The sequence below is a fragment of the Colwellia sp. F1 genome, from assembly GCF_056238625.1.
The window spans coordinates 207,125-219,356 of sequence record NZ_JBWDLI010000002.1; the positions used below are offsets into that span (position 1 = coordinate 207,125).

Below are 12,232 nucleotides of genomic sequence, written 5' to 3' on the forward strand. Positions count from 1 at the left end.
AAAAGTTGTAACTGTGTATTACAAAATATGCGCCCATTTGTAAAAAAAGTAAGGATTTCGTGACAACCAAGTATTTATTAACTTTTATATCAATAAGTTAGAGTAAAAAAGTTTTAAGGTCGATTTTTATAAAAAACACTATAAACTCTATAAGCAAGATAGAACCTTAGCTTATTTAACCATTTATTAAGATTTTTTTAATAATAGTTGTTAAATTAACCACTTAAATAGGGGCCTTCATGCTTAATAAAATAACGGATTTTTTTGAAAACTTGTTCAACACTAACGATGATCAGGATAACTACCAACCCTCGTTAGAAATCTCATGTGCAGTGCTGCTCTGTGAAGTTATGCGTGCTGATCACGTGTTTACACAAAGTGAGCAAGACGCACTGTGTAATATTTTAATAAAACAATTTAACCTCACTGTGCCAGAAGTGAATACACTCTTAGCGCAAGCTGTTAAGTTAAGTGACAATGCTAGTGACTTTTATCAGTTTACCACTAAGTTAAACCAACACTATGCTTTACCTGAGCGAATTGAAATAGTCGCCTTATTATGGAAGGTTGCTTATGCCGATGGTGAGTTAACAACTATTGAAGAGCATATTATTCGAAAAATTGCGGATTTACTTCACCTAAGGCACAGTGAGTATATAGCGACTAAAATTGCTGCCCAAGCGCAGGTGCAATGAAATAATTCATCAAAAAAGTTAAATAATTGCTAAACAACGTAGATAATCAGTTATTATAAGCGTCTATTTCTTCTTCCGGTTCAAATGGCACTTTTCATGACAAGTTCAACAATACAACCCGCTAATTCATCGCGTATTGAAATAGGAAAATATAACACCCTTAAAGTCGTTGCCGTAACTCCAACTGGGGTTTATCTTAATGGTGGTGATTTAGGTGAAATATTATTACCTAATCGTTATGTACCCAACGACTGTAAAGTTGGTAATAACATTACCGTATTCATCTATGTAGACTCAGCAGAGCGCTTTGTCGCCACCACTGAAAAAGTCCTGGGCCAAGTAGGTGAGTTTGTTTCTTTAAAAGTGGTCCAAGTGAATAAAATTGGAGCTTTTTTAGACTGGGGCTTGCCTAAGGATCTACTGGTTCCTTTTAACCAACAACATACCAAGATGGAAGTAGGTAAATACTATTTAGTACGTATTTTTATTGATCAACACACAGACCGCATTGTCGCATCAAGTAAGCTTGATAAATTTATTGATATTTGGCCCGCAGAATATCAGCAAGGCGAACAAGTAAAATTAATTATTGGCAATAAAACAGATTTAGGCTTTAAAGCAATAGTGAACGATTTACACTGGGGTTTACTATACGACAATGAAATTTTTCAACCGCTGCGTATTGGTAAAAAAATTGACGGCTACATTAAACAAGTTCGAGAAGACGGCCGCTTAGACCTTATTTTAACCCGCGGCAGTAAAAATAAAGTAAATAACTTTGCTGATAAGTTAATTGATGCTTTACGAAAAAATGATGGTTTTCTACCGCTGCACGATAAAAGCGCGCCCGAGTTAATTCAAAGAACCTTAGGGGTCAGTAAAAAAACATTTAAAGCTACCGTCGGCAACTTATTAAAACATAATAAATTAACCATAGAAAAGAATGGAATTCGATTAAAGTAGCCTGCTCCCTTGGCTACTTTAATACACAGCGGCTAGCGTAACAGTGAAAACCACCCCATCAACATGGGAAATAAAGGCAAAGCAATAAAAGCTACTACCCCTACTAAAATTTGAGTTACGCCTGTGCTATCTTTAAAATCTTCATCGTGTGACATTTTCATTACACCTTAACAAGAAAAAAACAGCTATAGTTTAACCAGTAATGGCGCTAAAAAAAAGCTTTATTTAGATAGGCCTTGGTGGACAAAACACAAACCGTTTATAATACTAATCAAGGTGATACGAGCTTGCCATGGTAACCGTTTATATCATACCCACCACCCGCTTATTCTATGTCTTTAGGCTTAATGGCTACTATTTGTGCAATCGCTTGTTGAGCACAACCGCCTTGAGATGTATTGACAATACCTTCAAAACTATACAGTATTTTCCAGTCTGAGAATAACTCAACCAACTCTGCTGGTTTTAATAAGTAATCTGGGTTGTTAGGCCTTCCAAATTTTGCCTGCTTTGTCGTAAATGTTTCATAAATAATCACACCTCCAGGTTTTATCGCTGATTTAATCTGCTCAAATAAAGGCCGATGTAAGTATCTAAAGACCATAACAGCGCTAAAGGCTTGTCTGGCTAGCACTGTGTCTCTCAACGCTGTAGTCCTTAATAGTGTAGTGTTTAATAAAGCATCATCAGCTTGTTCTAAGTCTACCTGCCAACACTGTGCTAGCGCTTGTTGCTCTGTCGTTAGCCGACGTAATGATTGTTCAACCTGCAAAAGTGCTACATTACTCACATCAGTAAAAGCTACCTTAATATCATTTGCAATAAGGTATAACCCATTGCGTCCTTTACCACAAGCAAGATCCAACACTGGCGCTTGTGTGTCTGCATGTACTGTTTTTAATAACGGTAAGTATTGCTCAATTAATGGTGAGTGCTGCAATGAAAACGCCTTTATTTCTATTGTATTTTGTTCAAACAAATGAAGGTTTACTCGGTATTATAGTGCTCTTTCACCACTCACTAAAAACAAGTAAAGGTGACAAACAGCGTTATGTCGCTAGCATAAGATAATGTGTACCAAAATGTAGCTACTATTGTAATAATGGCTTAGATAATAGCCTAGGTAATGGTATAATATCTTAATAAAATCGTTTAACTTGCTATTTATGAAACTATTATTTACTCCCGCTATAAACTTAATGAATAACTTGAGTTTCTCTCGTAAGTTTATAGCACTGGGCAGCCTTTCGCTACTTGCGTTGTTTATTGTGTCGGCTTCGTTAACGGTTTATTTATCTAAATCAATCAACACCGCTAATAAACAGCTAGCAGGGTTAAATCAGGTAGCAAATGTCTCGCTATTAATTCAATCACTACAACAACATAGAGGTATCTCCTTAGCCATTATTGCCGGTGTTAAAGAGAGCGCAGATAAACTCTCTCCTATCAATAAAGCGGTAAACAAACACTTCTCTGTCATTAATGAAAACTTACCTTCAACGTTAAAGCAAGCTGGCAAATGGTCTTCTCTAATGACGCAGTGGCGCAATTTAAGTAACCAAGGGCTACTGTTATCGCCAAACGAGAGCTTTAGTTTACACTCTGAATTAATTCATACAATAAATTCGTTGCAGTTAAAAATAGCCGATGATTACCGCTTGCTAGTTATGGATGATCTTGACTCATATTACTTAACCAATAGTTTTTTATTTACCGTGCCCATTACGTTAGAGCTCCTCGGCAAAGCACGCGGCACCAGCATGTTGTACTTAATAAATAAAAACAAAAGATCTAAAGAAACGACCACAACACTGTTATCAAACGCCTTAAGCCCTTTAGCCGTTTTTAACGAGGGTATACAGAAGGTAAAAGGGCCTATATTGTCACAGGGTGATAGTATCTCTGCCCAAGCACTTATTCAAACAATAGAAAACCACATTAATTACAGCTTAGATGAAATACTCTCTGACAAAAGCGTATTAACTCCTGTCGATTTTTATAACCTATCAACTACCGTGATTAACCAAGGTTATCATTTCTTAGATAATACCCTATCTTTCACACTCAGTGAGTTAATGCAACAACGCGTTAAGCAAGCAAATTACCAATGGGTATTAAGCGTAGGTATTTCATCATTGTTATTTTTGTTGGTATTTTATTTTCTTATTGGCTTTTATTTGTCAGCAACTAATAGCATCAATGCACTCACTAAAGTGACCGGTAAATTTTACAGTGGTGATTTTAATGCCCGAGTAACGCTTGATACCAACGATGAGCTTAATAATATTGCTTATGGATTTAATGAAATGGCTGCCGCTTTGCAAAACATGATGACTGATAATCAAGAAATCAGTACTAAGTTACGCTCTATTATTGACAACTCCCCTGTAGGGATTTGGCTCACTGGAACGGACGGCTATTTTCAATTTGCCAATAAAACATTTACTGATTTAGTGGGTGTTGAGGAGAAGGCGTTTATTAATACGCATACTAGTAACTTAGACAAATTACTAGGAAAAGATGTCGCGGCTAACTGTTTAAAATCTAATGAAGCTGTGCTGGCACAAGACTCACCTCATATCTCATTTGAAATGATACCTCGTGTCAATGCCAAGCCAAGAATACTCGAAGTTACTAAAGTAAAATTAAAAAATAATGAAGGTAAAGTCATTGGTATCATTGGTATTAGCACAGACATTACAGATAAACGCCAACAAGAAGAGGCGCTAAAGTTGGCTAATATGGTTTATCAAAATAGCGCAGAGGCTATGATGATTACCAATATTAACAATGAAATTATTGCCGTTAACCCTGCTTTATCAGAGATTACGGGTTATAGCAGTAATGAATTACTAGGAAAAAACCCTAAAATATTTAGCTCTGGCAAGCACAGCAATGATTTTTATCAACGAATGTGGCAAGAAATCACACTGACAGGAAAGTGGCAAGGGGAAATTTGGAATACCCGAAAAGACGGTACTCATTACCTAGAATGGCTTTCAATCAACACAATTTACGAACAGGGCCAAGTAAGCAGAAGAATAGCCTTGTTTTCAGACATAACAGAAAAAAAAGAAGCGGATGAACTCATCTTCCAACAAGCAAATTATGACGCGTTAACTCAACTACCTAATCGCCGTATGTTTATCACTAGGCTAGAAGATGAAATTAAGAAATTTAACCATGAGAAGCAAGGCTTTACCCTCATATTTATTGACTTAGATAACTTTAAAGTCATTAACGAAAGCCTAGGCCACTCCTATGGAGACGCACTGTTAATCGAGGCCGGAAAACGTATTTCAACTTGTATCCGTGAAGCAGACTTTATTGCTCGAATAGGAGGCGATGAGTTTACCATTATATTGCCAGGATTATCTGACTTACATAAAATAGAATCAATTTGCCAAAAAGTCCTACACGCGTTAAACAAGCCCTATCAGCTGGCTACAATCCCTACTTATATGTCTGCTAGCTTAGGGATTACACTTTACCCAAGTGATGGTAGCACAGCTTCAGCACTCATAAAAAATGCTGAACAAGCTATGTACCTTGCTAAAGATCTAGGCCGTAATCGATTTTGCTACTTTACCCCCTCAATGCAAGAGCAAGCGTTATATAACTTAGCCTTAATGAATGATTTACGTAGTGCAATTAGCTTAAATCAATTAGCTGTATTTTATCAGCCCATTGTTGAATTAAAAACAGGTGTTATTCACAAAGCAGAAGCGCTATTACGCTGGAACCACCCTACTAGAGGTATGGTGAGCCCTGCTGAGTTTATTCCGTTGGCGGAAGAGTCAAAATTAATCGTAGAAATTGGTGATTGGGTCTTTCAACAAACAGTACAATACATAAAACAATGTAAAGCACAGCTTGGTGTAGATATACAAGTGAGTGTAAATAAATCACCGGTGCAATTTGATGAGACAATAGATAAGTTAGATTGGCTAAACTATCTTACAGAGCAGAACTTGCCTGGGGAAAACATTGTCGTTGAAATAACAGAAGGTCTGTTGATGCATAATGATCAAACAACGATTGAACTGCTTTCTCAATTAAGATCAGCAGGTATTAAACTCTCTATGGATGACTTTGGCACCGGGTATTCATCGCTCTCCTATTTGAAAAAATTTGACCTAGACTACCTAAAAATTGATCAGTCATTTACCAAAAATTTAGCGCCAGAGTCTCAAGACATGATTTTATCTGAAGCGATAATTACCATGGCGCAAAAGTTAGGGTTACAAGTGATCGCTGAAGGCATAGAAACAAAGGCGCAACTGGACTTGCTACAAGCGGCTGGCTGTGACTATGGCCAAGGGTATCACTTCTCAAGACCCATACCCGCAGATGAGTTTTTACAGTTGCTTTCGCAACAGAAACCAACACTAACTTAGTGCTAATCACAAGGTAAAGACTCAAGGTAATGATACTCGTTAAACAATATAACCCCTTGTGAGACAGCTGTTACCGCTTCTGTTATCAATATAAAAGGTATATCTATCAGCCCAAGGTTAGCGATATTTTCTATATTTCAAAAAAGTTAGTAAACACTTTATAAAGCTCAGTACCTTGGTTAACACTTGCAGATGCAAAATGTAAAATAGGAATAACTTCTTGATCAAGAGCAATATTATGCAGAGGATTACCATCACCGTAGTTATCCATACGTAAAATACGTGCTAGCGGCTCACCTGCTGGTAACGGTTTACCAAACTCAGCTAAATAATCGACCATACCGCCCATGGGAGAGTACAACGCTTTATAATCTTTTAAATAACAGGTATAGCGGGTCATTTCTTGTGGCTGATATTCTCTTGGTTTTACCCCTGTGGAAACAGTATGTTTTGTTTGGCCCGCTTCAGGACAAGCAATAACGCCTTTATGTTGTAAGTAGCTTAAGATTCCTAGTGCATCTTGGTGCGCTACCGCTAAATCAATTTGCTCTTGAGAGCCAAGCTCTACAGTAAAGCTTTCTTTCGCAAAAATCCCCTCGCCCATAACAAAACTTCTTCCTAGTGTATTAAAGTTTTGTTGCAACTCCCACCAAGGACAAAAAGTAGCTTCGTCCATCGCACCATCAAAATCATTAGGTATTAAAATAGTATGGGGGATATCAAAATAACGGGCACTTGCTTTTGCATATTCGGGGCAATATAAATGTTTACTCGAAATCGGCCCCGTATGTAAATCCAATACTATATCAGCTTGATGTGCCATGCGTTGTAATTGAAATGCAATACGCTGACCTGTGGTTAACCCCCAAATGTTATGGTCTAGCTTTTGCTCGATCTGATCAATTAACAACCGCTCAAAATTCACGTTAATGTCATCATTGCTCGCATTCAGATGTTGCTGGGCAAAAGGAGCAATTATTGCTTTGTTAAAATGATACATACGATTCCAGTTAACACCGGTAATAGGATCAAAACGGCCTAAGGTATATTCACCATTTTTATGATTACAAGCAACAGGGTTAGCATAAGGCACTAAGGTAATATTACTTTGTATCTCTATATTTTTTAATAATTCTAGTAGCTGAAAAATAACGGCATTACCCTGTACTTCTGCACCATGCATATTTGCTTGAATATACACATTAGGTTTTTTTTGTGCTGAGCCTGTTTGTGCTTTCTCATAAGAATAAACAGGCACGGTTAAAGTAGCACCACTGGCCATTTCACCGACATGCAAAATGCGCTTGTTAAAGGTATTAGCGAAGGTTTTCATAATTCATCTCTTCTTTTAAGCAAAGGTTAAACCGGATTATGCCAGGTAAGCACTGGCTGGTTTGGCCGCTCTCACTTCAATTAACCTACTGTCTTTAATAACATATTCAGCCGCCAATTGATGACATAAGAAAAACGGCATACTTTCAGTAAAGCCATAAGCACCGCAATAACCAAACACTAATTCATCACCTACACTAACATCTTTAGGTAAAGGTAAATGCCCTAGTTTATCTAGGCTTGTACATAAAGGTCCGTGTAAATCAAAGTGTTGGCTAGGCTCATTCGATTGACGCAGTAGCGCCACAGGAAAAGGTTGCTCGGTTATTGCAGGGCGAATCAGATGATTAATACCCGCTGCCAGTACTAACTGCTCTTGCGCATAATTAATTTTTCTATCAATGACAGGCACAACATAATATCCGCATTCAGCGACAGCAAAACGGCCCAGCTCTAGCCACAATGCTTCAACTCCGGCTTGCGCTTTAATATTGGCTAAATCGGCAATAACTTGTTGCCATGCTAAGGCTTTACCTTCACCTAGGTAATCAATACCCAAGCCACCGCCCAAATCAAGAATTTTTAATGCCATACCAATATTGCTTGCAAGTTGCCTTAACGGCAAAACCATTTGTTGCCACAGCGAATACATTTTTTCATTGCTGAGCATATTCCCCCACTGAAAAATATGTAAACCACAAATATTTAATGCTGGAAAATCACTCACCTGTATAGTTTCCCACGCCTGTACCGACAAACCAAAGGGCGTTAAACTATTGCCGCCTAATGGGTTTTTTTCGCCGTCAGGCCATTGTAATTGCACACGCAGCAATACTTTTGGTGTGGTAAATCTTGCATTGGTTACTTTTTGCTCTGCCACAACCTCATTAAGCCAATTTAATTGGTTGAGGCTTTCAACGACAAAGGTGTTAACTCCTTGTTTAACAAATGCTGCTAGCTGTTTTTTTGATTTAGCTGGCCCAGTATTAAGTATACGACTGGGATTAACACCTTGTGCTAACACTTGTGACAACTCACCGGTGCTTGCAACATCAAAATCAAAGCCTGCACTGTCTAATGTTTGAATAACGCTTGATAAAGGGTTAGCTTTTACGGCAAACCATAGCTTAACAACGTCTTGCTGCTGCAGTTCATCAAGGTGTTTTTTTAACGCATCAAGTTGATAAACAAAGTAGCCCTGCTCCTCTTCGGGTGACTGGTGTGCCAACAAAATATTTTCGATATCGGGGTCGAACCAAGTGGGTTTATTCGCCATATTATTTCAGTTTTATTTAGTTAAGGTATTAGTTGGTAAAGTCACATTAAACCATGCTGACTGAGGTTAACCAGCACAGCTTAATATTCCTCCTCGCAAGGCCTAGCCTAGGTTAATTAACGAAGAATAGACTCTAATTCTAGGGCAGCATCACTTTTTTCATCTCGATACTTCACAATAAGCGCACATGCCATGCTTAAGCCTTGTGCCTGTGCCCACTGCCCTTTAACAGGACGAGTACCTGGCACAACAACCGCATTCTCTGGTATTTCAGCCCCTTTTTCACGCATCACTTCATTGATACAATCATAGACTGGCACTGACTTAGACAATGACACACCTGGTGCCAATACCGCGCCTTTTTTCACGACAATCCCTTCAACTACCACGACGCCAGCACTTAAAAATGCATTATCTTCAATAATTACAGGACTAGCCCCTATTGGCTCTAATACACCGCCAATTTGTACTGCCGCAGACACATGTACATTACGGCCAACTTGCGCACACGAACCTATTAATGCGTGGCTATCAACCATGGTACCACTATCAACATATGCACCTATATTAATATAAGCAGGGGGCATAATAATAACCCCTTTAGCGACATAAGCCCCTGCTCGTACTGAAGAGCCTCCCGGTACTAAGCGTATTTCATCTTCCGGGGTAAATTGTCGAGCAGCCAAGTTGGCTTTATCAACAAACCCTTGGTAAGGTCCTGAGAAACCAACATTCACTCCTGCCTTAAAGGCCGCTAAAATTCCTTGCTTTACTGTAACATTGGCATGCCAGTTACCCTCAGCATCTTGATTTGCAGCACGTAGTGTGCCAGCTTCTAGCTGCGCTATTACCTCTTGCCAGTTCATGCACTATTCCTATTTTCAATATTTTTTTTAAAAGACGTTTGATTAACTTGTGCTAACCAATGATTAATTTTTTCATCAAAAGCCAACAGTGTTAGATTGTTGGTTAACTCTTGGTGGGTCAGGGGCGCGCGTAATGTAGGCGTTTGAATGTTTTTCTGGTGCGCCATTAGCACTTTAAGGGGGATAGGGTTAGCCACACAAAAAAGGGCATCTACTGCATCATTCCACAGCGGAAACATCGTTTTTGTTTCTTGTGCAAAACACATTGTCACGTAGGTTTGCGTGGCTTGAGGCCACGCATTACTGCACACAGACACCAGCCCTTTAGCGCCGGCAGGTACTAAATACGGCAGCATGGCATCTTCACCGCTATATATTGCTATGTTTGGACAAGATTTACGGTAGCTTAAAAAGGTGCTTAACTCCCCGCTTGCTTCTTTCATTGCCCAAAAATTAGGATGATTTTGTAGGTTTTCCACAGTGTTAACAGGAATACCAACACCACTACGAGAAGGCACATTATACAACATACAAGGTAACTTAGCGGCATCAAGCAATGCTTCAAACCATTGGGTTTGACCAATTTCCCCTGGCTTTGCATAAAGAGGAGTCGCTAGAAGAAAACTATCAATGGCTAATGTATTACAGCGCTCAATCCAGTTAATTTGATCTGGTAAATTATAACCACCAACTGCCACCATTAATGGTGTATTAAGCTGTAAATGACAAACAAACTCAACAATGCTTAATTGTTCTGCACGGGTTAGTGCAAGGCCCTCTCCCGTACTTCCCAGCAATAAAATACCATTACCTGCTTGTGCCTGTGCTATCGCTATTTGTTTTAAACTAGCAAAGTCTATTTCGTTATTTTCAAGAAATGGCGTGATTAACGCTGTCCATAAAAGGCAGGTACCAATATTATGGCTTCTACTAAAAGTTGTCGGGGGGGGAGGCGTTTTTGTATTCATTATTCTCGAACTCATTAATTACTTCAGAGTACAAATGTACTATGAGAAATAGTTCGGAGAACTTAAGGGCATTTACAATGGGTCGAGCAACTGCGCATTGATTAAGTATTACTTATAAGGTATCACTTAGACATTACTTATGGAAATTACTGACTTTATTTGCAAAGGCCAGAAGCTCTCCACTCAATTATAACTCACCTTAGGTAAGTCAATATCAGTGACAATTGTCGGGATTCAACCCTAAACCTTTGTTCCTAAAACAAAAGTAAACAACCGATAACTATCTAACCAAATCAATAGTTACCTCGGCGTTAATCCCCCTCATTACTATTATCAGAGTTTGATCTCTGTGCAATATCCCTATTGCAATAATAACTACCTGGTTAGCGCTCCTCTTCTGGCCCCTTTCCTCAACATAACTAGCCTTATGCTTGTTTCATCATTCTCTGATAGTTGCAGTAAAATGCTAATAATATACGAGGAAGATCTTATGAATTATATTATTCACAAGGTCGAAATTAGGGACAGTGGTATTAAACCATTGATCACACTTTTATGTCAACGTTCAAGTACGCTAATTGTTGTATTCACTTGTGTATACAGTAGAATACCACCTCTTATCTTTTTATTACTGCTTTTTTTCTTATGTCAACTTCAAACATTAGCCAAGTACTATTACGAAATAGTGAATTACTTTCAGCGAGCACACCACTGTTTATTAACTTAACGGCTGATGGTTTTATTGAAGACTACTTGCTCCGTAACCCCAAGGCTAAAGTCACTTGCCATAACACTAATTATATTGACTACCTTGCGCTTAATAATAACTACGAAACGCGTGTAGCAGTCAGTTTTAATAGTGAATATCAAACCGAGCTAAAACATGACTTAATCATCATTAACTTTCCTAAAAGTAAAGATGAGCTTGCGTATACTTTAGCAATGATAGCGCCTTATTTACTTCCTGATGCTAAAGTGGTTTTAGTGGGCGAGAAAAAAGGAGGCGTGCAATCTAGCCCTAAACTAACACAGCACTTTTTACTGGCTTGTCAGAAAATTGATGCCGCTCGCCATTGCTTAGTTTTTGCGGGCATAGTCAACAGTGCAAGCTTGAATAAACCTTTTGTTCTTAATGATTGGTTTAAAGAATACCAAATTAACATTGACAATATAGCGCTAACAATAGCCGCTTTACCCGGTGTTTTTAGTCAAAAGAAACTTGATGTGGGTACGGCCTTGTTATTAGAAAACTTACCTAAGACTATGCAAGGAAAAACGTTAGATTTTGGCTGTGGTGCGGGTGTTATCAGCGCGTTTGTTGGCAAAAAATTTCCCGACACACAATTATCTTTACTTGATGTAAATGCATTAGCAATAACGTCAGCAAACAAAACATTAGCACTTAATGGTTTATCTGGTGATGTTTTTGCGTCAAATAGTTTATCTAATGTGACTGACACATACCAACATGTTGTGGCCAACCCCCCCTTTCATCAAGGAACAAAAACAAGTTACCTGGCAAGCGAGTTATTTTTAAAAGGCATAAAAGCGCATATGGCCCCCCGTGGGAATATCACCATCGTTGCTAATAGCTTTTTGCAATACTTACCTATAATGCAAACGCATATTGGTGCAACCAAACGCGTGACGAGTCAGCACGGTTTTACTATTTATCGTTACTAAATTAATTGCTCCAAAAAATAATTAAACTTGAATTAAACTTGATAAATATAAT

At 38.5% G+C, this 12,232-nt stretch carries 10 protein-coding genes and 1 riboswitch; of the genes, 4 read left to right on the forward strand and 6 right to left on the reverse strand.

Annotated elements, in window-relative coordinates; translation table 11 throughout:
• The first annotated feature begins 239 nt into the window (after positions 1-239).
• On the forward strand, positions 240-695 hold the full coding sequence (locus tag AC0UA9_RS02655) for a tellurite resistance TerB family protein (protein WP_475656647.1): 456 nt from the start codon (positions 240-242) through the stop codon (positions 693-695).
• A gap of 96 nt (positions 696-791) precedes the next feature.
• Positions 792-1,658, forward strand: a complete 867-nt coding sequence (locus AC0UA9_RS02660) for a CvfB family protein (protein ID WP_475656649.1) — start codon at positions 792-794, stop codon at positions 1,656-1,658.
• Positions 1,659-1,690: 32 nt separating this feature from the next.
• Here AC0UA9_RS02660 and AC0UA9_RS02665 read toward each other — a convergent pair whose 3' ends face one another.
• Positions 1,691-1,813: a hypothetical protein gene (locus AC0UA9_RS02665; RefSeq protein ID WP_475656650.1), complete on the reverse strand. Its 123-nt coding sequence runs from the start codon at positions 1,811-1,813 to the stop codon at positions 1,691-1,693.
• Between the two features lie 170 nt (positions 1,814-1,983).
• Entirely contained in the window at positions 1,984-2,637 is a 654-nt protein-coding gene (locus AC0UA9_RS02670) for a methyltransferase (RefSeq protein WP_475656653.1), read from the reverse strand.
• Between the two features lie 187 nt (positions 2,638-2,824).
• Here AC0UA9_RS02670 and AC0UA9_RS02675 point away from each other — a divergent pair, with 187 nt between their 5' ends.
• Complete coding sequence (locus AC0UA9_RS02675; protein ID WP_475656655.1) at positions 2,825-6,055, forward strand: EAL domain-containing protein; 3,231 nt, start codon at positions 2,825-2,827, stop codon at positions 6,053-6,055.
• Positions 6,056-6,185: 130 nt separating this feature from the next.
• Here AC0UA9_RS02675 and AC0UA9_RS02680 read toward each other — a convergent pair whose 3' ends face one another.
• From AC0UA9_RS02680 to dapA, 4 genes are all read right to left on the reverse strand, one after another.
• Entirely contained in the window at positions 6,186-7,388 is a 1,203-nt protein-coding gene (locus tag AC0UA9_RS02680) for a succinylglutamate desuccinylase/aspartoacylase family protein (RefSeq protein ID WP_475656656.1), read from the reverse strand.
• A gap of 36 nt (positions 7,389-7,424) precedes the next feature.
• Entirely contained in the window at positions 7,425-8,663 is a 1,239-nt protein-coding gene (locus AC0UA9_RS02685; protein ID WP_475656659.1) for a PLP-dependent decarboxylase, read from the reverse strand.
• Between the two features lie 116 nt (positions 8,664-8,779).
• The gene (locus AC0UA9_RS02690) at positions 8,780-9,529 is read right to left on the reverse strand and encodes a 2,3,4,5-tetrahydropyridine-2,6-dicarboxylate N-succinyltransferase (RefSeq protein WP_475656660.1); all 750 of its coding nucleotides are present in this window, start codon (positions 9,527-9,529) and stop codon (positions 8,780-8,782) included.
• A complete protein-coding gene (gene dapA, locus AC0UA9_RS02695; RefSeq protein ID WP_475656662.1) occupies positions 9,526-10,497 on the reverse strand; it encodes a 4-hydroxy-tetrahydrodipicolinate synthase in 972 nt (323 codons plus the stop codon). Before dapA ends, AC0UA9_RS02690 begins: the two co-directional genes overlap by 4 nt.
• 164 nt (positions 10,498-10,661) lie before the next feature.
• A riboswitch (Lysine riboswitch) is annotated at positions 10,662-10,902 on the reverse strand.
• Positions 10,903-11,142: 240 nt separating this feature from the next.
• Here dapA and AC0UA9_RS02700 point away from each other — a divergent pair.
• Positions 11,143-12,180 (forward strand): methyltransferase, encoded by a 1,038-nt coding sequence (locus AC0UA9_RS02700; protein ID WP_475656665.1) that lies wholly within the window; start codon positions 11,143-11,145, stop codon positions 12,178-12,180.
• Positions 12,181-12,232: the final 52 nt, after the last annotated feature.